General features: G+C 42.8%; 23 protein-coding genes and 2 tRNA genes. 23 read left to right on the top strand and 2 right to left on the bottom strand.

Going from position 1 to position 23,010, the window contains the following annotated elements:
• Positions 1–80 precede the first annotated feature (80 nt).
• The 19 genes from MUF05_05195 to purN all read left to right on the top strand — a co-directional run bounded on the left by MUF05_05195 (position 81) and on the right by purN (position 16,522).
• Positions 81–1,289, top strand: coding sequence for an MFS transporter (locus MUF05_05195; GenBank protein MCU0666468.1), 1,209 nt, complete (start codon positions 81–83; stop codon positions 1,287–1,289).
• A gap of 4 nt (positions 1,290–1,293) precedes the next feature.
• Complete coding sequence (locus MUF05_05190) at positions 1,294–1,773, top strand: peptidoglycan-binding protein (GenBank protein MCU0666467.1); 480 nt, start codon at positions 1,294–1,296, stop codon at positions 1,771–1,773.
• A gap of 117 nt (positions 1,774–1,890) precedes the next feature.
• Positions 1,891–3,120: a glycoside hydrolase family 1 protein gene (locus MUF05_05185; GenBank protein MCU0666466.1), complete on the top strand. Its 1,230-nt coding sequence runs from the start codon at positions 1,891–1,893 to the stop codon at positions 3,118–3,120.
• 61 nt (positions 3,121–3,181) lie between these two features.
• Positions 3,182–5,164, top strand: coding sequence for a cyclic nucleotide-binding domain-containing protein (locus MUF05_05180; protein MCU0666465.1), 1,983 nt, complete (start codon positions 3,182–3,184; stop codon positions 5,162–5,164).
• Between the two features lie 140 nt (positions 5,165–5,304).
• On the top strand, positions 5,305–6,132 hold the full coding sequence (locus MUF05_05175; GenBank protein MCU0666464.1) for a cohesin domain-containing protein: 828 nt from the start codon (positions 5,305–5,307) through the stop codon (positions 6,130–6,132).
• 56 nt (positions 6,133–6,188) lie between these two features.
• Positions 6,189–6,506: a hypothetical protein gene (locus tag MUF05_05170; GenBank protein MCU0666463.1), complete on the top strand. Its 318-nt coding sequence runs from the start codon at positions 6,189–6,191 to the stop codon at positions 6,504–6,506.
• A gap of 3 nt (positions 6,507–6,509) precedes the next feature.
• Positions 6,510–8,078, top strand: a complete 1,569-nt coding sequence (locus MUF05_05165; protein MCU0666462.1) for a sodium-dependent transporter — start codon at positions 6,510–6,512, stop codon at positions 8,076–8,078.
• A gap of 97 nt (positions 8,079–8,175) precedes the next feature.
• Positions 8,176–8,592, top strand: coding sequence for a DUF3568 domain-containing protein (locus tag MUF05_05160; protein MCU0666461.1), 417 nt, complete (start codon positions 8,176–8,178; stop codon positions 8,590–8,592).
• Positions 8,593–8,795: 203 nt separating this feature from the next.
• Complete coding sequence (locus tag MUF05_05155; protein ID MCU0666460.1) at positions 8,796–8,996, top strand: cold shock domain-containing protein; 201 nt, start codon at positions 8,796–8,798, stop codon at positions 8,994–8,996.
• Positions 8,997–9,257: 261 nt separating this feature from the next.
• Positions 9,258–9,329: transfer RNA gene (locus MUF05_05150), tRNA-Phe, on the top strand.
• A 246-nt stretch (positions 9,330–9,575) separates the two neighbouring features.
• Positions 9,576–9,648 (top strand) — tRNA-Thr (locus MUF05_05145).
• Positions 9,649–9,666: 18 nt separating this feature from the next.
• Positions 9,667–10,929, top strand: a complete 1,263-nt coding sequence (locus tag MUF05_05140) for an MFS transporter (protein ID MCU0666459.1) — start codon at positions 9,667–9,669, stop codon at positions 10,927–10,929.
• A complete protein-coding gene (rsxC, locus tag MUF05_05135) occupies positions 10,907–12,184 on the top strand; it encodes an electron transport complex subunit RsxC (GenBank protein MCU0666458.1) in 1,278 nt (425 codons plus the stop codon). Before MUF05_05140 ends, rsxC begins: the two co-directional genes overlap by 23 nt.
• A gap of 4 nt (positions 12,185–12,188) precedes the next feature.
• Positions 12,189–12,698, top strand: coding sequence for an FMN-binding protein (locus tag MUF05_05130; GenBank protein ID MCU0666457.1), 510 nt, complete (start codon positions 12,189–12,191; stop codon positions 12,696–12,698).
• Positions 12,688–13,626: an RnfABCDGE type electron transport complex subunit D gene (locus tag MUF05_05125; GenBank protein MCU0666456.1), complete on the top strand. Its 939-nt coding sequence runs from the start codon at positions 12,688–12,690 to the stop codon at positions 13,624–13,626. The genes MUF05_05130 and MUF05_05125 overlap by 11 nt, the downstream gene beginning before the upstream one ends.
• Positions 13,627–13,765: 139 nt before the next feature.
• Positions 13,766–14,365: an electron transport complex subunit E gene (locus tag MUF05_05120; GenBank protein MCU0666455.1), complete on the top strand. Its 600-nt coding sequence runs from the start codon at positions 13,766–13,768 to the stop codon at positions 14,363–14,365.
• The gene (locus MUF05_05115; GenBank protein ID MCU0666454.1) at positions 14,356–14,964 is read left to right on the top strand and encodes an RnfABCDGE type electron transport complex subunit A; all 609 of its coding nucleotides are present in this window, start codon (positions 14,356–14,358) and stop codon (positions 14,962–14,964) included. The genes MUF05_05120 and MUF05_05115 overlap by 10 nt, the downstream gene beginning before the upstream one ends.
• A gap of 166 nt (positions 14,965–15,130) precedes the next feature.
• Positions 15,131–15,916, top strand: a complete 786-nt coding sequence (locus tag MUF05_05110) for an RnfABCDGE type electron transport complex subunit B (protein MCU0666453.1) — start codon at positions 15,131–15,133, stop codon at positions 15,914–15,916.
• A gap of 3 nt (positions 15,917–15,919) precedes the next feature.
• The gene (gene purN, locus MUF05_05105) at positions 15,920–16,522 is read left to right on the top strand and encodes a phosphoribosylglycinamide formyltransferase (GenBank protein MCU0666452.1); all 603 of its coding nucleotides are present in this window, start codon (positions 15,920–15,922) and stop codon (positions 16,520–16,522) included.
• On the opposite strand, the gene MUF05_05100 is transcribed toward purN, so the two are convergent.
• Together MUF05_05100 and MUF05_05095 are read right to left on the bottom strand one after the other, a co-directional pair.
• Entirely contained in the window at positions 16,515–17,405 is an 891-nt protein-coding gene (locus MUF05_05100) for a hypothetical protein (protein MCU0666451.1), read from the bottom strand. The genes purN and MUF05_05100 overlap by 8 nt on opposite strands.
• Entirely contained in the window at positions 17,353–19,014 is a 1,662-nt protein-coding gene (locus tag MUF05_05095) for an AAA family ATPase (protein MCU0666450.1), read from the bottom strand. Before MUF05_05095 ends, MUF05_05100 begins: the two co-directional genes overlap by 53 nt.
• A gap of 255 nt (positions 19,015–19,269) precedes the next feature.
• Here MUF05_05095 and eno point away from each other — a divergent pair, with 255 nt between their 5' ends.
• The 4 genes from eno (at position 19,270) to purB (ending at position 23,006) form a co-directional block, all read left to right on the top strand.
• Positions 19,270–20,532, top strand: coding sequence for a phosphopyruvate hydratase (eno, locus tag MUF05_05090; GenBank protein MCU0666449.1), 1,263 nt, complete (start codon positions 19,270–19,272; stop codon positions 20,530–20,532).
• A gap of 3 nt (positions 20,533–20,535) precedes the next feature.
• Positions 20,536–20,805 (top strand): septum formation initiator family protein, encoded by a 270-nt coding sequence (locus MUF05_05085; protein MCU0666448.1) that lies wholly within the window; start codon positions 20,536–20,538, stop codon positions 20,803–20,805.
• Positions 20,806–20,849: 44 nt separating this feature from the next.
• Complete coding sequence (locus MUF05_05080; protein ID MCU0666447.1) at positions 20,850–21,287, top strand: group I intron-associated PD-(D/E)XK endonuclease; 438 nt, start codon at positions 20,850–20,852, stop codon at positions 21,285–21,287.
• A 423-nt stretch (positions 21,288–21,710) separates the two neighbouring features.
• Positions 21,711–23,006, top strand: coding sequence for an adenylosuccinate lyase (gene purB, locus MUF05_05075; GenBank protein MCU0666446.1), 1,296 nt, complete (start codon positions 21,711–21,713; stop codon positions 23,004–23,006).
• The last annotated feature ends 4 nt before the right edge of the window (positions 23,007–23,010 follow it).

Below are 23,010 nucleotides of genomic sequence, written 5' to 3'. Positions count from 1 at the left end.
ACTCATACTCATTTCTCATTCTATTAATAATGACTCCCTCCGGATTATCCGTTCATTTTCCTTAAGAAAATAAAAATAATATGTTTGACGCGTTTAAGATAAAAGATTTTCGTGTTTATTGGCTGGGCATGCTTGTTTCTTTTACCGGCTCATGGGTGCAGACGGTTGCTCAGAGTTGGCTAGTTTTTGACTTAACCGGTTCTGCCTGGCTTTTAGGGGTAGTAGCTTTCTTGGGGACAGCCCCTATTTTGGTTTTTTCTCTTTTTGCCGGAGTATTTGCCGATAGGCTCAATAAGAAAAATATCCTTATTTTAACCCAGACTATTTTTATGGCCTTAGCGTTTACTTTGGCATTCTTAGTGCAAGAGAAATTGGTTACTGTGCAGGCAATAATGATGATTGCTTTCTTAAATGGCATAGTTATGGCTTTTGATTCTCCCACGCGCCAGTCAATCGTGGTGGAATTAGTCGGGAAGAGGCACTTGCTTAATGCTATAGCGCTAAATTCAGCAGCTTTTAATTCTGCGCGGGTCTTAGGCCCGGCGCTGGGAGGTATTTTTATTGCCAGCCTTGGCATGGCAGGATGTTTTTACATAAATGGTTTTAGTTTCTTAGCGGTGCTTGCCGCTTTAATGGTGATTAAATTAAGCCCGTATAAACGCGCTGGCATGAAAGATTTTCTTGGTGATTTGCGCGAAGGTTTGCGCTTTGTGCGCAATAATCCCGGGATTAAAGTTTTGATGCTGATGGTTGGGACAATAAGCGTGTTCGGGCTTTCATATGTGGTACTTTTGCCGGTTTTAGCAAAGGATTTTTTTGGTTTGGGGCCTTCAGGCTTAGGGATGATGATGTCCGCAAGCGGAGCGGGGGCATTGTTATCTGCGGTAAGCTTAGCCAGTGTAGGTGATTTCAGAAATAAGGAAAAGTTTCTTTTTATAAACGCTTTTATTTTTTCTTTGGGTTTGATACTTTTTTCTTTGTGCAAGGTGTATATTCTTTCGCTTGTTCTTTTATCTTTAATCGGCTATAGTGCGGTAAGCGTTACCAGCATTATTAATACTATTTTGCAGAGTTCTGCCCCGGATGAATTTCGCTCCCGGGTAATCAGCATTTTTATGCTTACCTTTTCCGGAGGAATGCCTTTGGGCAGTTTATTCGCGGGGTGGGTGGCGCAAATTATAGGCGCGTCACAGGCCTTCTTAGCAGCCGGATCTTTGTGTTTAATATTTTTTTATTTGCTTTTCGCAAAAGGTAGTATTACAATAATCAATAACCACCAAAGGAGGTGAAAAGATGCAAAAGGTATTATATTTAATGTTAATAGCGTTTTTGGCAATCGGTTTATCAAGCTGTAGTAAAAAGCCGCAGGATTTGGAAGAATTGCAAGAGCCTTTATCCGTAGAGTCCATGGATTCTTTAAAGACTCAGACTTCCGTAGTAGTGGATAATAAATCTATGCCGCAAACTACCCCGCAAGCCAATGTTTCCGTTGGGCAGCAGGCTGCCCCGGCCGGGATACAGGCGACAAGCCTTCCTCCGGTGGGCCCCTATAAACCCAGCAATCAAGAGATTCAGGCAGCTCTTAAGAATGCCGGTTTCTATACTGGAAATATTGATGGTAAGCTTGGGCCTATGAGCAAGAAGGCGATAGAAGCGTTCCAGAAGGCCAACAATCTTAAGGCAGACGGCAAAGTAGGGCCAAAGACTTGGGAGGTTTTGAGCACGTATTTAAATCCTCCGGAACAGCAGGTTCCGCAGAAAAAAGCGCGTTGATACTCCAGTTTATTTTAAACGGCCGATAAAGGCAAAAGGGTTAGCGATAAACCGTTTGTTTTATTGGCCGTTTTTTTGTTGAGTTTTTAAATCGTTCAATGTTATAATAGGAATACTATGCTTAAATTTCCAGAAGGGTTTCTTTGGGGAGCGTCTTGTTCTTCTTATCAGGTAGAGGGCAATAATAATAATTCTGATTGGCGGGAATGGGAAATTAAATCCGGGAAACAAAGATCCGGGGATGCCTGCAAGCATTACCAGCTTTACGAAAAAGATTTTGAAATTGCCCGGTCCCTAAACCACAACGCCCATCGCCTGTCTCTAGAGTGGGCGCGTATTCAGCCGACTGCTGATGAATTTTCCTCTGAAGAAATCAAGCATTACGCTCAAGTTTTAGATGCGTTAAAAAAGCGCGGTATTAAGCCCGTGGTGACCTTGCATCATTTTACCAACCCGCTATGGTTTGCCGCTATTGGAGGATGGCTGTGCCCCAAGAGCGCAGAATATTTTGCCAAATATGTCCATTATGTCGTAGAGCATCTTGGCGAAAAGGTGTGTTATTGGGTTACCATTAATGAGCCGCTTGTCTATTCCTACCATTCTTTTGCTGTGGGGGCTTGGCCTCCCCAGGAAAAATCTTTTTCCAAGGCAAGGCAAGTCGAAAATAATTTTGCGCTTGCTCATCAAATGGCATACCGGGTAATACACGATTTCTACAAGAAAAATAATCTGCCATCTGCCATGGTAAGCATTGCCCATAATATCCAGGCCTTTGTGCCTTGCCCCGGGAAGATGATTAACGCGGTAGCCAGTTTTATAAGGGATAAATATTATAATTACAGTTTTTTGAATAGACTATTCCGCGCTAAAACACTTGATTATATCGGGATTAATTATTACACCCGGCAATTAGTGGAGATGAAGGGTTGGCTTTTTAGGAATTTAGTGCTTGATGTCTGCACCCAAAATCACAGCCGGTTGCCCAAAAATTATATGGGTTGGGATATTTATCCGCAAGGTTTGCTTAGCCTATTATGCGGGATGAAAAAATATAACCTGCCGATTGTGATACTTGAGAATGGCGTTTGCCTAGAAGATGATACTTTGCGCTGGGAATTTATCCGTTCCCATTTAGAGCAGGTGCTTGAAGCTATAAAACAGGGGGCAAAAGTCAAAGGTTATTTCTATTGGTCTCTTTTGGATAATTTTGAATGGGATAAAGGCTTTGCTCCGCGTTTTGGGCTTGTGAAAGTGGATTATAATACTTTTGAAAGGGAAATAAGGCCCAGCGCTTTAAAATACGCTTTGGTTTGTAAGGAGAATTGTTTATCCCGGCGCCCCGATTGAGCGAAGTAAGCTTCGGAGGTTGGGATTTCGCCGCAGAAGAGTAAAAAGATTGGCTGGCTATATGGATCAAATCGATAAAGATAAAATAATAAAAGACATTCCTTTGTTTTCCGCGCTTAGCCCCGAAGATCTAAAGAGTATTCGGGATTCTTGCCAAATCGTGGAATATAAAAAGGGCCAGGTTATTTATGCCCAACAAGCTCCTGTATCCTGCTTTTATTGTATTATTTTAGGCAGGGTGGTTATTTTTACTTATGACGAGCACGGTGATGAAATACAGCTTGAGCATTTACACAGGGGTAAGTATTTCGGGATTATTTCTTTGTTAACCGGTGAGCCGCATTCTGTAACCGCCAGGGCCCTTAATGATTGTTTGATCTTAGAGATTAAGAAGGATGATTTTGACCAGCTTCTTAAGAAGCTGCCCGGTTTGGCGATAGATTTAAGCCGGACCCTGTCGCGGCGGCTTAAGAATAAAGATTTGCATCCCAAGACTGTATTTGAAAGCACGGTCATCTCGATTTTTAGCTCTTATTCGCAGTCCGGGAAAAGCATTTACGCCCTTAATCTGGCTTTGGGCTTAAGCAAACAGGTGCATAAACCGCTTATTATTTTGGATATTTGTTCAGACCAGCGCAGGCATAGTTTAGCTTCGCGGTTGGATTTAAAAGAACAATATCAGATTTTTGATCTTTGTTCAAGCAGCCAGTATCATAATATAAAAGATGCTATTGTGCGGACCAACTTCGGCATTGATATAGCGTTTTTTCATTACCAGCCGCAGCAGGAGCAATGTGTTGGCAAGTTAGTAGATGTTATGAATTTCTTGGTCAATGATTACAATTATGTAGTGCTTGATTTGCCGTCGATTATGGATGATTTTGTTTTCAGGGTATTGAACCAGTCGGATGCGCTGCACCTTTTAACCAGCCCCGACCCGGTAGATTTAAAAAAGACCCGTAATTTGATCGACCATCTAAGGGAAAAATTTGAATTTCCAGAAGATAAAATAAAAGTAGTGATCAATGAATATAAGCTGGCTAAGATTGCGTACCTTGAGCAGGCTGAACTTTTAGAGCACAATATTTTTGCCACTTTGCCGCGCATAGGTTTTAGCGCTTCAGAGCGCTTAATTTTAGATGCTGCTTCATCTGAATATTCTCAAGCTGTGCGCAGGATCTGCCGTCAGGTGGGAGAAACGCAGGTAGGCTTGGCTTTAGGAGTAGGGGTGGCGTATGGTTTCTGCCATGTCGGGGTCCTGAAGGTGATTGAAGAAGAGAATATACCAATAGACGTTATCTCCGGGGCAAGCATGGGGGCGGTAATCGCCGGGTTATGGGCAATGGGAAAGTCAAGCCAAGAGATCCTTCAGGCAACCGAAGATTTTAAGGATCCGCGTTATATCTGGGAGATAATTGATTTAACTCTTCCGTTAGTTGCTTTTGTCAAAGGGAAAAAGCTTTACGCTTTCCTGAAAAAACATTTTGGCAATAAGACTTTTTATGATCTACGCCTTCCTTTAAAGATAGTAGCCAGCGATGTGAAAAGAAAGCAGCCTAAGGTTATTGAAAAAGGCCTTTTGGCAGACGCGATCATGGCCAGCTGCTCTATGCCCGGGATTTTTCGCCCCTTTCTTTTTAAAGGCGAGGTGCTTTTTGACGGAGGCCTTATCCATCCGGTTCCCACAGAGCCATTGTTTAGCGCGGGGGTAAAAAAGATCATCGCGGTTAATGTTACTCCGTCAAAAGAGGATTTGGCATCTTCCGCAGCAATTGATAAGCCGGTTAAGAGAAGCTGGTTTAATCTGGGTCAGTATTACAAAGACAGAATGAAGATGAATATTTTTAACGCTGTGTTTAGCAGTATAGAGTTTATGCAGTCTGAATTAGCCCAGAGGGAAGGCAAGCTTGCGGATATAATCCTTCATCCGGACACAAAAGGTTTGCATTGGATGGAGCTTTCACGCGCGCAGGATTTTGTGAAAAGGGGAGAAGAGGAGGCACGCAGGAATTTGGATAAAATATTACAATTGGTGAATGAATAACAGGTAAGGATGAGTAATCAGTGGTGAGTAGTGAGTATAGGATGAGGGTGGGGGTGAGGATAAATGTCTCATTCCAATTCCCACCCCAACCCCACTGCTCATGCTCATTACCCATTCTAATTAGAAAGGAGCATAGAAATATGAAAAGCAATAATTTATGCGTATTTGGTTTAGTTATGGCGGTAATTTTATTATCCGGATGCGCGAAGGTAAAAGAAGCGGCAAAGGGATTCGCGGGAATATCCACAGAACAGCTGGAGCAATCAAGAGGCAATGCCATAAAAAATACCGTGGCCTATGATTATGATACTACTTTAAAAGAAGTGCAGTCCGCGCTTAACAAGGCAAAGGCCTATATCTATGCCCAAGATCCCAAAAAGCAGATGATTGCGATTTATTTATCTGAAACTGATACTACGCCTGTGGGGATATTCTTAACCAAAAACGGGCAATCTACCGTAATTGAAGTGGTCTCTCCCAGCACCTTTGCTAAAGAATCCATAGCTTCAGCTTTATCAAAGTCATTTGAAGAAAAGGCGCGCAGTGAACGCGCCATAGAGGTCAGCTTATCGGATATCCAGGCCAAAGCAAATGATAAGGGTATTACTATTGCTTTATCTACCAGCGATATAAGCGGTTTAGGGTTTATTGCCTGCGAGGCAACCATCAAATTTGACCCGGCGGCAATTAAGATTACTTCAGTGAATAATTCCGGAAGCATTGTTTCTGCATGGGGTAATCCAGTTTATAATATTACTGATGGACAAGTAAAAGTAGCCTCTTATGGAGTAAATAGCGCGTCTGGTCAGGGAGTGTTATTTAATCTTGCCGCGGAAATAGCCCCGGATGCCAAGCCAGGGACAAGCACGCTAGAGATAGTATCGTTTAAGTTTAACGACGGTAAAACAAAGACAACGCTTAAAAATGGAACAGTGACAATAATCCAATTAAACTCATCCCAACCCTAATTCTAAACTCACTACCAATGACTCACGGCACATCCTTATCGTGATAACAAGGAGCTATGATGCAGAAAAAAAGTAAGACTACCGTGAAAGATTTTATAAATATTTGCCACAAAGTTGCTAAAGAAAAAGGCTGGTGGGATACGCCCAGAAATGATGGAGAATTGGTGGCCTTGATGCATTCGGAGCTTTCTGAAGCGCTGGAGGCTATGCGCCATCTTTCGCAGGAAGGAAATAATGTTGCCGAGGAGCTGGCGGATTGTTGTATCCGCATTTTTGATTATTGCGGGGCGCGCGATATTAATCTAGAGGAAGCGCTTCTTAAAAAAATAGAATACAATAAAAAGCGCCCTTATCGGCACGGAAAAAAGTTTTAATTTATGCAGCAAAAAAGGCAAAGGGATAGTTGGGGTTCGCGCTTAGGGATCATTATGGCGGTGGCAGGCTCTGCCATCGGCTTAGGTAATTTTTTGCGTTTTCCTGCCAAGGCTGCCTCAAACGGCGGCGGCGCGTTTATGATCCCTTATTTTATTGCGCTGTTTTTGCTGGGTATTCCGCTTATGTGGATTGAATGGACCTTGGGGCGTTATGGCGGAGGGTTCGGCCACGGCACTGCTCCGGGCATCTTTCACAGCGTATGGCAGAAAAACCGCTTTATTAAATATTTCGGGATTATCGGAATTTTCGGCCCCTTGGTTATCTTTATATATTATACCTATATAGAGGCATGGACATTGGGCTATAGCTTCTTCGCTTTTGCCGGTAAATACACGGCTATCCACGATCAATCCCTGATGCAGAGTTTCTTGCGAGGTTTTCAAGGTATAGAACTAAACCAGTTTTTTAGCGGCGTATGGACAGCATACCTGTTTTTTCTTATTACTTTTACTATTAATATCGGAGTTATTTACTACGGGATAAAAGGCGGCATTGAGAAGCTTTGTAAGATCGCCATGCCGCTTTTATTTTTCTTTGGGATCATTTTATTGATCAGGGTTTTTAGTTTAGGCGCTCCTGACCCGTCTTACCCGGATTGGAATGTTTTAAATGGTTTAGGTTTTTTATGGAATCCGGATTTATCCGCGCTTAAAAGTGCTAAGGTTTGGCTTGAGGCCGCGGGGCAGGTGTTTTTTACTTTAAGTGTTGGCATCGGAGTAATCTTGACCTATGCCAGCTATCTTAAGAAAGGCGATGATGTAGTTTTGTCGGGGCTTACTGCCGCAAGTACTAATGAATTAGCCGAAGTTATTTTAGGCGGAAGCATTATTATTCCAGCAGCTTTTGTTTTCTTTGGGCCGCAACAAATAGAGGCTATTGCTAATTCCGGAGTATTCAATCTGGGGTTTGTTACCATGCCCCTTGTGTTAAATAAATTACCCTTGGCGCAAGTCTTAGGGTTTTTGTGGTTTTTCCTCTTATTTTTGGCCGGCATTACTTCTTCGGTATCTCTGGCTCAGCCGGCAGTCGCTTTCTTAGAGGATGAATTTGATATCTCAAGAAAAAAAGCTGTAGCCATATTCGGCGTTGTTTCATTTGTTCTTTGCCAGCCGGCGATTTTCTTCTTAGGCAACGGCGTGGTGGATGAGCTTGATTTCTGGGGCGGGACTTTCTTTTTGGTCTTGTTCGCCGCCATTGAAACTATTCTTTTTGGATGGGTATTTGGCATTGATAAGGCATGGGAAGAAATACACCATGGGGCAGATATGCGCTTGCCTAAGATATATAAATTTATCATAAAGTTTGTTACCCCGGGTTTTCTTCTTTTTATACTGGGGATGTGGATGTACCAACAGTGGTTTGATGTCATATTCATGAAAAATATCCCGCAGGGCAATAAGATGTTTATTCTATTTACCAGATTCGGGTTAATTCTTATCTTTATTATTTTGGGAATTCTGGTAAAATTAGCTTGGGATAAAAAGAAGCGCTTAGCAAGGCATACAGGATGAAGTTTACGGGTTGGGTTTTCTTATTTTTATCTTGGGGCGTAATTATTTTTCTTTCGCTATTTTGCTTCATTCGGGTATTTTCAAGAAAGGAAATCAAATGAGGAGAATATTAGTAACTTTACTTTTAGCTGTAGGTTTGTGCGCTAATCTTATGGGTTGCGCTCCTCTTGTGGTTGGCGCTGGCATCGGCTTGTTGGGTGGTTACGCGGCAAGTAAGGATACAATTTGTGCTGATACAGACAAAGATTTTAGCGCGCTTTGGGATACTGCTTTGCAGATAGCTCGTATCCGCGGCACGATTAAAGATGATAACTACGATAAAGGCACTATTAAGCTTATAACATTTGATTCCAGTATTGTTTGGATTAAAATATCGCGTATTACTAAGGCTGCCAGTAAGATTTGTGTTTCGGCGAGGAAGTTTAAATTGCCCAATTTTAATCTGGCGCAGGATATCTTTGTCAAGATCATGGAACAGGCTGGCCTGCCTGCCGGCAGGCAAGAGTGGCATTAGGGAATAAAAAATATTGACAAGTTGCTTCAGGTTGCTATAATTAAATTGTAGATAACAAGTTTTAGAGAGGTGTAAGGGTATTGGATCGCATGGACCGTAAAGCTTGGAAGACAATAACTTGAAATAAAGCTTTACGGTTTTTTTGTTGTATGCCAGTAGCAATGGTTGCATGCTGGTGAACAAGGAAAGGAGAACGGCAACACATGGTTAAAGGTAAAGTGAAGTGGTTTAGTAATCAAAAGGGGTATGGTTTTGTCACGCGTGAGGATGGAAAAGACGTTTTTCTGCATTATAGCGCCATACAGGGTGACGGCTACAAGACGCTCAATGAGGGCGATGAGGTTGAATTTGAGGTCACTCAAGGGCCCAAAGGTGAACAGGCCACCAACGTAAAAAAGATATAATTTCTTTCTAAAAACAAAACAAACCCTGCTTGCAGGGGCTGCCCCTCAAGCAGGGTTTTTTAATTTTCATACTTGATATTTAGTTTGTTTGTGGTAAAATCCAGAAGCAAAGAAGGTAATAGCGAAAGACGGTTTTTTAACAATTATCCCGCGATAGCGGGATACGATGGTCATTGGTGAGCGGCGCCGATTCTGCTTCGCTCTTAGACTAGAAAATAATATGGTAGAGCTTCGCAGGAATCCGTATACAGAAAGTTTATAGCCGAGATAGCTCAGTGGTAGAGCGCGGCCCTGAAAAGGCCGGCGTGGGGGGTCCGATTCCCTCTCTCGGCATATAAAATTACCCAGGCATACTGCCTGGGTAATTTTTATCCCGAAGCGCATAGCTGCAGGGACATTCTTTTTAGAAAGGCAAATCAGACAAGCGAAAATAATTCTCGAACGTTTAGGGGGGGGTAATATATTCAAATTAAACCTCTGGAAAATATCCAGAGGTTTTTGTTTTAGGGCGTATGAGATGTGGCCTTGGTTTTTCTTTGACTTATCCTCTGTAATTGCTTATAATGTGAAAGATTAATTGCTGGCGTAGCTCAGTTGGTAGAGCAGGACTTTCGTAAAGTCAAGGTCGGAGGTTCAACTCCTCTCGCCAGCTCTTTTTACATGAAAAACTATGGCAGGTTTTACTAAAATACTAAAGAACCGTAATTTCTTCTTGCTTTGGATCGGCCAAATTATTTCTCAATTTGGGGAGAGGTTAGGCCAGATGGCCTTGATCGGCTTTGTCTATTCGCGCGCTCCCGGCTCATCCATGCAGATTGCCAAGGTACTTTCCTTTACGATCATCCCGGTATTTTTAGTCGGGCCCTTGGCAGGAGTGTATGTTGACCGCTGGGATAGAAGAAAGACGATGTACGTATCAGACCTTATCCGGTCGCTACTTGTGTTGACCATTGCTTTATTTTTTCTAGCCGCAGATAAAATCATACCCGTATATATAATTATTTTTCTTATGTTTTCCTTGAGCCGCTTCTTTGTTCCGGCGAAGTTGGCCATTGTCCCGGATTTGGTGCAAGAGAAGGACTTGTTGATCGCTAATTCCTTAATTAATACTACCGGCATGATCGCCGCTATCTTAGGTTTTGGCTTAAGCGGGATTTTGGTAGAGTGGTTTGGCGCTAAAAGCGGTTTTTATCTTAACAGTTTGAGTTTTTTTGCTTCGGCAGCCCTTATTTTCTTTATTATTCCGCGGCACAGCTCTAAATTTGATATCCGGAGAATCGGCAAAGAAATAGTAGAGGTGATCCAGAAATCAGTGGTGCAGGAAATTAAAGAGGGGTTTGGTTATTTCTTTACCCAAAAGGCGATTTTCTTTACCGCGTGGATCAATTTTTTTCTTTGGGCGGCATTGGGCGCGGTTTATGCGGTGATCATCGTTTTTGTGCAGACAACCTTAGGCACTGCCACTAAAGATTTGGGTATTTTAGCGATGTTCTTAGGTATTGGCCTATTCTTGGGAGCGCTTGTCTATGGCAGGTTTGGCCAGAAAATCTCGCATCAGAAGATAATATTTGCATCGCTAGTCACAAGTGGTATAATGCTGGTGCTTTTCGTGGGGATACTTAAAAGGTATCCCTTTTCTTTGGTGGCTGCCGGCCTTGCTTTGTGTTTAGGCATAGTGGTTGCTCCGATTATTATCGCTTCAAATACCATTATCCATAACGCAAGCGAACGGCAAATGCGCGGAAAAGTCTTCAGCTCTCTTGAGATCGTTATGCATTTGGGGTTTCTGTTGGCCATGTTTTTGAGCAGTTTCTTGGCAGAGCGCATGCCCAAAGAAGTAATTCTTACTTCTGTAGGGGTGATAGTCGGTGTTTTAGGGGCCTCAAGTTTTATTTACCATTGCGCACACCATGATCAAGTTAGAAGAATATAAACATCTTACAGAGAATAAAGCAATAGAGAAACTGCAAGCGCCTCTTAAGGCCTACCTGCCCTTAATCCAGCATTTAGGTAAGGTCTGTGTGCCGATTGTGAATATTGGTGATTCTGTGTCTGTGGGGCAGAAGATAGCCGATGCCCAATCTGCTGTATCAAGCCCTATCCATTCTTCTATTTCCGGTAGAGTTTCTGCTATTTTAGACTGGCCGCATCCTGTTTTAGGAAGATGCAAGGCGATTGTGATAGATAGTGATACAGAAGAAGTAAAAAGTGAAAAGTCAAAAGTAAGAAGTCAGGAAGAAATAGAAAAATTAACCCCGGATCAAATACGCGGCATAGTGCAAGAGGCGGGCATTGTGGGCATGGGAGGGGCGGCATTTCCAACTTATATAAAACTAAATCCCTCCAAGCCGGTAGATACTTTAATTATTAACGCCGCTGAATGCGAGCCGTTCTTGACCGGCGACTACCGTTTGATGGTAGAGAAAACCGAAGAAATATTAAAAGGCGTTTTTGTTATCGCAAGATGTTTGGGGGTAAAAGATATATTTATTGCCATAGAAGATAATAAACCGGAGGCGATAGAAAAGCTTAAAGCTAAAAGCGAAAAACTAAAAGTCAAGGTGTTAAAAACATCTTATCCGCAGGGCGGGGAGAAGCAGTTGGTTAAAAGCGTCTTGGGCCGTCAAGTCCCCTCGGGAAAACTGCCGCTTGATATCGGAGTTGTGGTGCAGAATATAAGTACAAGCTTTGCTGTTTATGAAGCGGTTTATCAGAATAAAAGCTTGTATGAGCGGGTGGTCACTGTGTCAGGAAGCTGTTTAGAGAACCCCAAGAATCTTTTAGTGCGTTTAGGCACACCCATAAAAGAATTAATTGATGCCTGCGGGGTTTTAAAAGAGGAACCGGCAAAGATTATTATCGGCGGGCCGATGATGGGCCTTGCTCAATATACAGATCAGGTTCCGGTAATTAAATCTACCACCGGGGTGGTTTTATTCAGCGCTAAAGAAGCAAAATCTATTCTTCCGCAAGTTTGCATTCGTTGCGGCAGTTGTGTGAGGTGTTGCCCTATGGGATTGGTGCCAAGTTTGCTTAACGCGCTATCCGAAAAAGGATTATGGGAGCAGGCTAAGGAAAATAGCGTTATGGATTGTATTGAATGCGGTTGCTGCAGTTATGTTTGTCCGGCAAACCGCAATATAATACAGGCAATAAAGAGGGCTAAGGCGGAAATTTCCCGCAAGTGAGATTATGAAACAGACAATTCGTTATGGTTTGGTGCTTTTTATCGTATGTTCAGTTGCCTCCGGGCTTTTGGCAGGGGTTAATGCTATGACTAAAGATAAAATAGCCCGGCAATTAAAGCTTGAGGAAGAGGCAAGCCTTAAAGAAGTTATGCCTATGGCTGCGCGTTTTCAAGCTGTTGATAAGGCAGGGTATTATCAGGCCTATGATCAAAAAGACAATCTAATCGGAGTGTGTTTCAAGGCTCAGGGGAAAGGCTACTCAAGCGTTATTGAGGTGATGGTGGGGATGTTTAATGACGGAACAATAAACGCTATTAAAGTATTAAGCCTTAATGAGACTCCCGGATTAGGCTCTAAGGTAGCCGAAGATGATTTTATCAGCCGTTTCAGATCTTGTAAGGATTTAAATCAAGTGCAGGCAATTAGCGGCGCGACCATTTCTTCGCGCGCGGTTATCGAAGCGGTTAAAATTAAATCGCAGCAGATCAAGGAGCTTATGAAAAATGGGCGCTAATCTACAAGTCAATACTGCTCCGCATCTATATAAAAAAGAATCTGTTGCCCAGATCATGTGGTTTGTGATTTTAAGCCTTATTCCAGCTGGCGCAGCTGGGGTGTATATTTTTGGTATGCCGGCTTTTTGGGTTATTCTAACTTGTGTAATAACCGCTGTAGTAACTGAAGCCTTGGTGCAGGTTATGATGAAAAAGAAAGTTACCATCTGCGACGGCAGCGCTTTTATGACCGGGTTGTTATTGGCATATAATTTGCCTTCCAGCGCTCCTATGTGGCTTGTTATCGCGGGTTCAGTTTTTTCTATAGCCATCGGCAAGCAGATTTTTGGCGGTTTGGGGCAGAATATTTTTAACCCTGCTTTAGCCGGCAGGGCTTTTTTAATGGCTTCGTGGCCGCAGCACATGACAAGCTTTCCTAATCCCTTTGGGATAGACGCGGTAACTTCTCCCACGCCATTAACACTTCTTAAGGAGGGAAAAGGAATCGGAGCAGTTTCTTATCTTGACCTATTTTTAGGCAATCACGGCGGTTGTATTGGAGAAGTTTGTATTCTGGCTTTGCTTGCAGGCGCGTTATTTCTTCTTATCAGGGGGTACATCGGAATAGAGATACCCTTTACCTATATTGCCACAGTAGCGTTATTTACTTTTATTTTTTCTCCTCAAGGATTCTTTAAGGGGGACTGGTTGTTTCATATTTTATCCGGCGGGTTAATATTGGGCGCGTTTTTTATGGCCACAGATTATGTGACTTCTCCTCTTTCGCGAACTGGGCAGATTGTCTTTGGTATTGGCTGCGGGATTTTAACCGCTGTTATCCGGCTTTGGGGAGGCTATCCAGAGGGCGCATCGTATGCTATTTTAATGATGAATGCGGCAGTGCCGGTTATTGATAGATACACCAAACCTAGAGTTTACGGGAAATAGGTTAGCGAAAAACGTAAAGCGTAAAGCGCAAAACTAAAGCGTAAGACTGAAAGCGAAAAAAAGCAAATAAAATTAAAAATTTTGAATTTTGAATTATGGTTTTTAGCTTTTAGTTTTACACTTTACGCTCACTTCTATTATGAGAAATCTACTTAAAGAGTTCCTAAAAGGTATCATCAAGGAAAATCCGACCTTTGTTTTAGTCTTAGGTTTGTGCCCGACATTGGCAGTGTCAGTATCTATTTCTAATGCCATAGGAATGGGCATTGCCGCGACATTTGTCTTATTGGGGTCAAATATAATCATTTCTTTGGTCAAGAACTCAATTCCCGACGGGATACGCATTCCCTGCTACATTGTGATCATCGCCACCTTTGTTACTATAGCCGAAATGATGATGAAGGCCTATAGCCCGGAATTAGACCGTTCTTTAGGCATATATGTACCTTTGATAGTGGTTAACTGTATTGTCTTGGGCCGTGCCGAAGCCTATGCCTGTAAAAACAATGCTTTATCTTCTTTTTTTGACGCTTTGGGTATGGGTGCTGGTTTTACCTTAGCGCTTGTTTTGATTTCCGCCCTCAGGGAATTCTTAGGCACAGGCAAACTTTTAGGCTATGAATTGATCAATGGTTTTCATCCGGTGGCATTCTTTAGTTTTCCTCCGGGGGCATTATTGGTAATAGGAGTTCTCTTAGGGTTTTTTAATTGGTGGGCAGCGAGGAAAAAATGCACTTAAGCCAGCTTTTGACCATATTTATTTCCGCGGTATTTATCCAGAATGTTATTCTTTCGCGCTTCTTAGGGCTTTGCTCTTTTATCGCTATTTCCAAACAGACCAAGCCTGCTGTGGCGATGAGCGGCGCGGTTATGTTCGTTACGGTTATGTCTTCTATAATCACATGGGCGGTTTACCGGTTTTTATTAATGCCTTTTCACCTGGAATACCTGCGCACGATTTCTTTTATTCTGGTTATTGCTACTTTTGTGCAGTTAGTGGAAATGGCTATCCGTAAGATAAGCCCGGCAATGTACAGGGCTTTCGGGATATATCTGCCGTTAATTACAGTTAACTGCGCGGTGTTGGGGGTGGCGGTATTAAACAGCGATATGTTCTTTAAGAACGGCCAGCCTGTGCCGGGAAGTTTTATCTATGCGCTTTTCCAGGGCATTTGCGTGGGGTTAGGCTATACCTTGGCAATGTTCTTAATGTCAGGCATCAGGGAAAGACTGGAATATTGTGACGTGCCAAAGGCAATGAAGGAATTTCCTCTGGGGTTTATTATCGCCAGTTTAATGAGCTTAAGTTTTATGGGATTTAATGGGTTTAAATTCTGATAAAAAGTCAAAAGTGAAAATAACCAATCACCAAGTTTACAATAACCAAATAATAATCAAACACCAATATCCAAGAACCAAATTTGTTTGGTCAATTGGTTATTGATTATTGGGGCTTGTTTGGTGTTTGTGATTTGGTGTTTGGTTATTTAATGAGGTATTTATTATGGAAATACTAGTGCCTATTTTGATCTTAGGCGGATTGGGGCTTTTGTTTGGCGTGGGTTTGTCATTAGCTTCTAAGAAATTAAAAGTAGAGGTAGACCCGCGTTTAGAAAAAATACAAAGCCTTTTGCCGGGCAGCAACTGTGGCGCCTGCGGCATGGCAGGGTGTTTTGGATTGGCCGAAGCTTTGATAGAGGGTAAGGCATCGGTTAATGCCTGCCGGGTCAGCTCTCCAAATGCCAAAGAACAGATCGCCAAAGTCTTAGGCCAGAAATTAGAGGAGCAAACTCCCAAGGTAGCCTGTTTGCATTGTAATGGCGGCAATAAAGTTAAGAATAAATTTAAATACCAAGGCCTTCAGGATTGTATCGCCGCAAGCAATGTGTTAGGCGGTTATAAAGAATGCGTCTTTGGGTGTTTAGGTTTAGGCACTTGCGTGAGGGTGTGCCCTTTTGATGCCATAAAAATGTCTAGCGATGGGCTTCCTGTAGTGGATAAAGGCAAATGCCGCGCTTGTAATAAATGTGTTTTAGTTTGTCCTAAGAAACTTTTTAGTTTGATCCCCCAAACGCATAGTATTTATGTTGCCTGCAGCTGTACCGACGCTGGTAAAGATACCCGCGCCGCCTGCCCTGTGGGCTGTATCGCCTGCCGCAAGTGCGAACAGGTCTGTCCGGCGCAGGCAATCAAGGTAATTGATAATTTAGCGCGTATTGACTATAATAAATGTATCTCTTGCGGCAAGTGCCTTTTGGCGTGCCCGATGAAGACAATAAGGAAGAGGTAACAGATGAAGAACATCGCGGTATTTGCTTCCGGACGCGGAAGTAATTTTCAGGCGATTATTGATGCGGTTAAGAATAAAAGAATAAAGGCGAATTTGTCTTTATTGGTAAGTGATAACCCCCAAGCAGCTGCTTTAGAAAAAGCAAGAAAATCTTCAATTAAAATATTTTTGGCAAGAAGAGAAGATTTCTTAAGCAGGGAATCTTTTGAAAAAGAAATTATCCGCGCAGTTAAAAGAAATAAAATAGATTTAATCGTTTTAGCCGGTTTTATGCGAGTTTTAAGCCCAGGTTTTGTTAAACAATTTAAGAACCGGATAATTAATATCCACCCGGCGCTTTTGCCTTCTTTTAAAGGCGCGCACGGGATTAAGGATGCCTTTGATTACGGGGTTAAGAAAACTGGGGTTACGGTGCATTTTGTTGACGAGAAAACCGACCACGGCCCGATCATCTTGCAGCAAGAAGTAGGGATTTCTCACCGAGATACACTAAAAAGTCTTGAAGAGAAGATCCATAAGGTTGAACATAAGCTTTATCCTGAGGCAGTAAGATTATACTTGTCCGGCAGGATTAAGGTTTGTGGCAGGAAAACAAGAATTACCTAGCGTTGATCCTATCTGCTATTTCAGAATCCCGCAAAAGTGTTTTTTCGCTGGTGATCAAATTCTCCAGCTCTATCCCGCTTATATTTTGATGTCCGTATATCTCTAAGACAAAAAGCGCGGTATCCATGATTTCTTTATCTATATCTGGGTTATCTGAAAGTGTTTTCTCCTTTTCAAATTTCAGCCGAACACGCTGGTTTATCTGAAGGCGGATGAATTCCTTCATAGTAATGTCCTCGCAATTTAAATGCGTTCCGGATAAGTCATTATTTATTTCCTGCCCAAAGATTATATCGTCGCAGGACCTATGGCGGAATTCTTCGCCGGAGATAATATTGTAGAATGCTTTTTTTAAATCCGGGATGTAGGTGGTAGTTTTTATTTCAAAGCCATTTTTCACATCCGCTATGACCATACAAAGAAACAAGGGCGGTGATTCTTCAGAACGGTCAATGTTAAAAAGGACATCATACGTTCCCATGCGCACGTTTCCGATCTTGTCTTTGGCATCTTCACTGAAATCCGCGCTATTAGCAATTTCCTTGGGCTTGACCTTTTGTATTTTATAGGCTAGTTGCAATAAATCCTGGTCAAACTGGGCGGATATTTGGTCGGCCTTGAATATTTCTTTGTGCACAGATGGCGTTTTAGCTTCTACGACAATATTCTCAAGCGGCAAGTATATCCAGAGGGTTTTTCCTTTTAGTATAGCCTTTAAATTGATTTGGTATTTATTCTTTGCGATATCACAAATGGCTTGGGGGATTTGGCTGGTTTTATAAAAGGAAGTTTTTGGGATATCGCCGCAGGAAGATAAAATAAAGGCCAGGCTAAGAAGAGCGGCTCTTGCCAAATTCTTTGAATATTGCTTCAATTTCGTCATAATTAAGTTCTTCTTTGGCAACTAATTCTTGGGAGAGCCGTTCAAGAAGCGGCTCTTCTTTGCGCAGGAGTTCTTCGGTTTCTTTAAGGCAGGTAGAAAGGATTTCTTGCACATCATTATCTAATTGGTATTTCATTTGTTCTGAAATATAAGAGGTGAATTGAGAGTCAATAACATGAAAATTCCCAATTAACCCTGATTTTCCCATGCCCCAACGCCAAACCATATTATGCGCGATGTAATACGCCTGTTGAAAATCCATATCCACCCCGGCGGTAGTACCACCCATTTTTATTTTTTCTGCGGCATACGCGCCAAGCGCGGTTTTTATCCTGCCCAAAAGCTTATTTCTGTCGTGAATAAAAGTTTCTTCTTTTTCCGGGGTCCAGGTTACCCCTCCTGTATGGCCGCGCGGGGTAATTGTAACTTTAAAAACATCCTGTGTTGGTACAAGTAAGTATGTGACAATGGCGTGTCCAGCCTCATGATAGGCGGTCTGCAGCCTTTCTTTATCCGGCATTTTAATTCTTCTTTTAACTCCTAAGGCGATGCGCTCTCTGGCCTCGTCAATTTCTTTCATGGTAATATAGGATTTTTTATTACGTACCGCGATAAGCGCGGATTCACGCACAATGTTGTATATGTCCGCCGGGCTTTGGCCTACGGTGATGCGCGCCAGGCGGTCAACCTTGACATCGTTTACGTCGTATTTGACTTGCTTTAGGTAATAATTAAAAAGCTTTTCGCGGTCCTCAAGATTGGGTTTATCTACATGGATTTTTCTGTCAAATCTCCCCGGGCGAAGAAGCGCCGGATCAAGAAAATTCTCTGGAGCGTTTGTGGCGCCTATAATAACAATGTTGGTATCTTTTTCTTTCAGGCCATCCATTTCCACAAGAAGCTGATTGACAGTAGTGTTGGCTTCAGTCTGTCCGCCAAAGCCCTTGTCAACAGAGCGCTGGGCGCCTACAGCGTCAATCTCATCAATAAAAATAATGCAGCCGCCTTCAAATTCCGCTAACTGCCGGGCTTGTTTAAAAAGACTCCTGATGCGTCCTGCTCCTACACCTACAAACATCTCCACAAATTCCGAACCTGACATAGAGATAAAGGGAAGTTTAGCTTCTGTGGCAATAGCTTTGGCAAGATAAGTTTTCCCGCAACCGGGCGGGCCCATCATTAGTATTCCGCGAAGTATCTTTCCACCGATGCGCTGTAATTGCACGCGGTCAGTGATCAATTTTACTACTTCTAAAGCTTCTTGCTTGGCTTCGTCCATACCAATAACATCATCCCAAGTTATTCCTATGGTGTTTCCCGCAATTGATTTTTTACGTGTTTGAGAGAAGTTGCTCGCGCCTTTCTTAAAGAACATCCAGTAATACATATAGGTAAAAGTTACTGCCTGGACTAATCCCATGATCAGCCACATATACATCTGTAGCGGCAACACTGCTAATTGCGATTGTTTTAGATAAGATTCGGATTCATTCCAAGCGCCCAGGCCATGGCCAACGATTAAGACAAGTGATATCCCCAGCACGACTATCGCCGCCCAAACAAGCACTTTTACCCAATGTATGCTTATAAAAATTTTAAATTTCTTCATACTCATGCAAGCAAGATATCATAAGGCTTTCTGGTAGTCAATAGAAATCAGTTTTCAGCTTTCAGCTATCAGCCATCAGTCTTCAGCTAAAAACTAAATACTAAACGAAACTAACCTTTAGTCTTATTTTTTGTTTTAGTTTTGGTTTTAGTTTTGCTGAAAGCTGACGGCTGATGACTGACGGCTGGTAGCTGATTTTCCTTGACCGGCGCCACAGGCTGTGTATAATGATTTTCTACATTAGGAGGTAATACGATGGCAAAAATTAAAGAAGTCAAAGCAAGAGAGATCCTTGATTCCCGCGGCAATCCCACAGTAGAAGTAGATATAATCCTTGATAACGGCGTGTTGGGCCGCGCGGCAGTTCCGTCAGGCGCTTCCACAGGCGATAATGAAGCTTTGGAATTGCGCGATGGCGACAAGGCGCGTTATATGGGCAAGGGGACACTGAAGGCCGTGGATAATGTAAATAACATAATTACCTCTAAAATAAAGGGTTTGGAGCCTAATTTTAAAGCAATAGATAAACTTACCATTGCCTTAGACGGCACTTTTAATAAAGGAAAGCTTGGTGCCAACGCTATTTTAGGTGTTTCTATGGCAGTCGCCCGCGCTGCCGCGGCAGAAGCCAAGAAACCATTATATAAATTTATTGGAGGCGATAAAGCTAACATTCTTCCGGTGCCTTTGATGAACATTCTAAATGGCGGGCTGCACGCGGACAATAACCTTGATATCCAGGAATTTATGATCATGCCTATTGGAGCGCCGGTTTTTAAAAAAGCCTTACAGCAGGCAACCGAGGTTTTTCATAGCCTAAAAGCTATCCTTAAATCCAAAAAATTGTCCACTTCCGTCGGTGATGAAGGCGGTTTTGCTCCCAACCTGAAATCCAATGAAGAGGCCCTGGAATTAATTATCGCTGCAATTGAAAAAGCAGGGTACAAGCCGGGGAGAGATATTTGCTTGGCCCTTGATTGCGCGGCCAGTTCTTTTTGTGAAGCCGATCAATATAACTTTGAAGCCGGTAAGAAAACAGCGGCAGATTTAATTGCCATTTATGATAAGTGGCTTGGTAAATATCCCATACTTTCTATCGAGGATGGATTGGGGGAACATGATACTAATGGCTGGATAGAGATGACTAAGCAGTTGGGTAAAAAAATTCAGCTTGTGGGAGATGACAATTTTGTCACTAACCCACAGATTTTCAAAAAAGGTATTGCACAAAACATAGGTAATGCTATATTAGTTAAGGTAAATCAAATCGGTTCTCTTTCTGAAACTCTGGAAGTTGTAGATATTGCCAAGGCCAATAAGTATGGCGCGATCATCTCGCATCGTTCAGGCGAGACAGAAGATGTAACTATCGCGCATCTTGCGGTAGCAACCGGCGTGGGGCAGATCAAGACCGGTTCTTTATCACGCACAGACCGTATTTGTAAATACAACGAACTTTTAAGGATTGAAGAGGAATTGGGCGCGTCTGCGGTATACGCCGGCACTTTACGCCGTTAAAAAATGTTCAAGAACGCCTTTTGGCTGTTTGGTTTGGCGGTTTTGCTTTTTGTGATTTTCTTGCCCGGTTATAGCCGGATGCAGGATTTGCGCCAGAGAAATAGAGATTTGCATTCTAAGATTCGCCGTTTGCAGATAGAGAATACTATTCTGGAAAAAGACGCGCGCAAGGCACAAGATGACCCTTTTTACAAAGAAAAGGTAGCCCGGGAAAGAATGGGGATTGTGCGCAAGGGTGAAGTCCCGGTAAAGGTCGTGCCGCAAGAGCAGTAAAAATATTTCGCGGGGTGGAGCAGCCTGGTAGCTCGCAAGGCTCAATGGACACAAAGCTCAAATCTGATATTGCGGAATCCGCCGTAACAACTGAACTTCTAAAAAGAGGGTTTAGGCTGTTACGGCCAGTAGGAGATCGATTCGCATATGATTTAGGAATCGAAATCCTGGGGCGGCTTATACGTGTTCAAGTCAAAGCAGCTTGGTTTGATGCGAAATCAAAATGTTATGTTGTTGATTCGCGTAGAACTAAGACAAATCGACGCAGAATGCTAAGACACCGTTACAATGCCGATGATTTTGATTTCGCAATTCTATACCTCGCTGATTTACATGTGTTTTACGTAATGCCTGTGTCTGTTTTCTCACGCTATGGCAGTACCATTACCCTAGTAGAAACAGATAAGAGGCAGCGTAAACCGCAATCAGCTAAGTATAAAGAAAGATGGGATTTGTTGTCCGATGGGCTCCTTAGCCAGTAACGGCTAAAGGATAGTCTGTCAAATTCGGTGAAGCCTTTTAAATGGTAATACCGAGCCAAGTCCCCCGCCGTTTTGCTTCGCAAAACGAAGCAGCGGGGGGAAGGTGTAGAGACTATACGGCAGACCCCCATTTGGGGGAAGATATAGTCCAGACTACGAACCCCGACGTAAAAACGTCGGGGGCAGTGAAAACTGTAGTAGTATGCATAACCTTGAGGTCAGAGGTTCAAATCCTCTCCCCGCAATAGTTCGACGCGCAAAAACCCCCTTTCGTTTTGAGATGGGGGTTTTTGCTTGCTCACTACAGGTAAACGGCTAACCACTTCAAAGCTTTTTCTGGGGCGTTTTTCACAAAACGCCCCCTTGTGTTTTATGATATTTTTGATATAATAAAGACTCTCTTTCTTGCCTAAAGGAGGTCGTATGATAGAGCGTTATAGTCTGCCGGAAATCTCTTGTGTATGGTCTGATGAATTTAAATTTAAGACCATGCTAGGTATAGAAATTCTTACCTTGGAAGCTTTGTCAAAACAAGGCAAAGTCCCATCCCAGGCTGTATCCAGAATTAGAAAAAAAGCCAAATTTACCCTCAAAGAAATCCGTAAGATAGAAGAGAAAACCCAACATGATATCGTTGCTTTTGTTGCCTGTGTATCTAAATATATCGGGAACGATGCTAAATATTTTCACTTTGGCCTGACCTCTTCGGATCTCTTAGATACTGTTTTGGGCGTGCAATTAAAGGCTGCTTCGGGAATTATTCTTAAAGACTTAGAAAAACTTTCAGGAATTCTCGCGCAAAAAGCCTTGAAATATAAGGACATGGTTTGTATCGGCCGCACGCATGGAGTGCACGCGGAACCAGTGACCTTGGGCCTGAAATTTGCCCTTTGGTATGATGAAAACAGGCGTAATATTGAAAGATTAAAAAATGCCAAAGAGGAAATTTCCGTTGGTAAAATATCAGGCGCTGTGGGCACTTATGCTAATGTCGGGCCGGAAATTGAAGCGTATATCTGCAAGAAACTAGGTTTAAGGCCAGCGAATATCTCTACCCAGATTATCCAGCGCGATATCTACGCCCAGTATTTAGCGGCCCTGGCGGTTATTGGCGCCAGCCTTGAAAAGTTTGCTTTGGAAATAAGGCATTTGCAAAGGACCGAGGTCAGGGAATTGGAAGAGCCGTTTGGTAAGGGGCAAAAAGGTTCATCGGCTATGCCGCACAAAAGAAATCCGGTTATTTGCGAGAGGATTTGCGGATTAGCTAGGGTTTTGCGCGCGAATGCAATGGTAGGCATGGAAAACGTTGCCCTCTGGCATGAGCGTGATATCAGCCACTCTTCGGCGGAACGCGTGATTATGCCGGATTCTACCATTGCCCTGGATTATATGCTGAATAAATTCATCTATGTTATGGATGGGCTTTTGGTTTATCCGGAAAATATGCTTTTGAACCTTGCCAAGACCAAGGGATTATTGTTTTCCCAGCGGGTGCTTTTGAAGCTTATGGATAAAGGTTTACCCCGGATGCAGGCTTATGATGTTGTGCAGCGCTGTGCCATGCGCGCATGGAAAGAGGCAATAGATTTTAAGAATGCGCTTCTTGAAGATAGACAAGGCAGGAAATACCTCGACAAGAAACAGCTGGACATAATTTTTGAAGTGGATTATTACCTGCGCAATGTGAATAAGATTTTCCGCAAAGTAGGCCTCTCATAAATAT

The organism is Candidatus Omnitrophota bacterium (assembly GCA_025453395.1).
GTDB lineage: Bacteria > Omnitrophota > Gorgyraeia > Gygaellales > Profunditerraquicolaceae > JAlOQK01.
This window is presented reverse-complemented; position numbering and strand designations above follow the sequence as displayed.

Excerpts from the sequence above, each read along its gene's own strand:
- MUF05_05195 (MCU0666468.1), top strand. The coding sequence starts at position 81 with ATGTTTGACGCGTTTAAGATAAAAGATTTTCGTGTTTATTGGCTGGGC.
- MUF05_05190 (MCU0666467.1), top strand. The coding sequence starts at position 1,294 with ATGCAAAAGGTATTATATTTAATGTTAATAGCGTTTTTGGCAATCGGT.
- MUF05_05185 (MCU0666466.1), top strand. The coding sequence starts at position 1,891 with ATGCTTAAATTTCCAGAAGGGTTTCTTTGGGGAGCGTCTTGTTCTTCT.
- MUF05_05180 (MCU0666465.1), top strand. The coding sequence starts at position 3,182 with ATGGATCAAATCGATAAAGATAAAATAATAAAAGACATTCCTTTGTTT.
- MUF05_05175 (MCU0666464.1), top strand. The coding sequence starts at position 5,305 with ATGAAAAGCAATAATTTATGCGTATTTGGTTTAGTTATGGCGGTAATT.
- MUF05_05170 (MCU0666463.1), top strand. The coding sequence starts at position 6,189 with ATGATGCAGAAAAAAAGTAAGACTACCGTGAAAGATTTTATAAATATT.
- MUF05_05165 (MCU0666462.1), top strand. The coding sequence starts at position 6,510 with ATGCAGCAAAAAAGGCAAAGGGATAGTTGGGGTTCGCGCTTAGGGATC.
- MUF05_05160 (MCU0666461.1), top strand. The coding sequence starts at position 8,176 with ATGAGGAGAATATTAGTAACTTTACTTTTAGCTGTAGGTTTGTGCGCT.
- MUF05_05155 (MCU0666460.1), top strand. The coding sequence starts at position 8,796 with ATGGTTAAAGGTAAAGTGAAGTGGTTTAGTAATCAAAAGGGGTATGGT.
- MUF05_05140 (MCU0666459.1), top strand. The coding sequence starts at position 9,667 with ATGGCAGGTTTTACTAAAATACTAAAGAACCGTAATTTCTTCTTGCTT.
- rsxC (MCU0666458.1), top strand. The coding sequence starts at position 10,907 with ATGATCAAGTTAGAAGAATATAAACATCTTACAGAGAATAAAGCAATA.
- MUF05_05130 (MCU0666457.1), top strand. The coding sequence starts at position 12,189 with ATGAAACAGACAATTCGTTATGGTTTGGTGCTTTTTATCGTATGTTCA.
- MUF05_05125 (MCU0666456.1), top strand. The coding sequence starts at position 12,688 with ATGGGCGCTAATCTACAAGTCAATACTGCTCCGCATCTATATAAAAAA.
- MUF05_05120 (MCU0666455.1), top strand. The coding sequence starts at position 13,766 with ATGAGAAATCTACTTAAAGAGTTCCTAAAAGGTATCATCAAGGAAAAT.
- MUF05_05115 (MCU0666454.1), top strand. The coding sequence starts at position 14,356 with ATGCACTTAAGCCAGCTTTTGACCATATTTATTTCCGCGGTATTTATC.
- MUF05_05110 (MCU0666453.1), top strand. The coding sequence starts at position 15,131 with ATGGAAATACTAGTGCCTATTTTGATCTTAGGCGGATTGGGGCTTTTG.
- purN (MCU0666452.1), top strand. The coding sequence starts at position 15,920 with ATGAAGAACATCGCGGTATTTGCTTCCGGACGCGGAAGTAATTTTCAG.
- MUF05_05100 (MCU0666451.1), bottom strand. The coding sequence starts at position 17,405 with ATGACGAAATTGAAGCAATATTCAAAGAATTTGGCAAGAGCCGCTCTT.
- MUF05_05095 (MCU0666450.1), bottom strand. The coding sequence starts at position 19,014 with ATGAAGAAATTTAAAATTTTTATAAGCATACATTGGGTAAAAGTGCTT.
- eno (MCU0666449.1), top strand. The coding sequence starts at position 19,270 with ATGGCAAAAATTAAAGAAGTCAAAGCAAGAGAGATCCTTGATTCCCGC.
- MUF05_05085 (MCU0666448.1), top strand. The coding sequence starts at position 20,536 with ATGTTCAAGAACGCCTTTTGGCTGTTTGGTTTGGCGGTTTTGCTTTTT.
- MUF05_05080 (MCU0666447.1), top strand. The coding sequence starts at position 20,850 with ATGGACACAAAGCTCAAATCTGATATTGCGGAATCCGCCGTAACAACT.
- purB (MCU0666446.1), top strand. The coding sequence starts at position 21,711 with ATGATAGAGCGTTATAGTCTGCCGGAAATCTCTTGTGTATGGTCTGAT.